Annotated in this window: 1 protein-coding gene; it reads left to right on the forward strand. The window is 64.6% G+C overall.

Annotated features, from left to right (window positions below):
* Window positions 1–554, forward strand: a 554-nt coding sequence (locus tag EN994_RS34505; protein ID WP_164746578.1) for a zinc-binding dehydrogenase, incomplete at both ends; no start/stop codon positions are given.

Here is a 554-nt window from a genome sequence, read left to right on the forward strand (position 1 = left end):
GCGATGATCGTCAACCCGCTCACGGCGCTCGCCATGTTCGACATCGTCAAGGAGGAAGGCGAGAAGGCCTTCGTCATGACCGCCGGCGCCAGCCAGCTCTGCAAGCTGATCATCGGCCTGGCCAGCGAAGAGGGTTTCCGGCCGATCGTCACCGTGCGCCGCGACGACCAGATCGCGGCTCTGAATGCGCTTGGCGCGGCGCACGTGCTCAATGAAAGGGCGCCGGATTTCAAGGCGGCGCTGCGCGAGGTGATGAAGGCCGAACAGCCGCGCATCTTCCTTGACGCGGTAACCGGGCCGCTTGCCTCCGCCATCTTCGACGTCATGCCGAAGCGGTCGCGCTGGATCATTTATGGGCGGCTCGATCCCGAAGCCACCGTTATCCGCGAGCCCGGCCAACTGATCTTCCAGCACAAGCATATCGAAGGGTTTTGGCTGAGTGAGTGGATGCGCCAGTTCCGCGACCGTCGCGGCCCGGCGATCCTGGAAGCGCAGAAGCGTTTTTCCGATGGGCGCTGGTCGACCGACGTGACGGCGGTGGTGCCGCTTGCCGA

It is taken from the genome of Mesorhizobium sp. M7A.F.Ca.CA.002.09.1.1, assembly GCF_003998555.1.
Classification (GTDB): domain Bacteria; phylum Pseudomonadota; class Alphaproteobacteria; order Rhizobiales; family Rhizobiaceae; genus Mesorhizobium; species Mesorhizobium ciceri.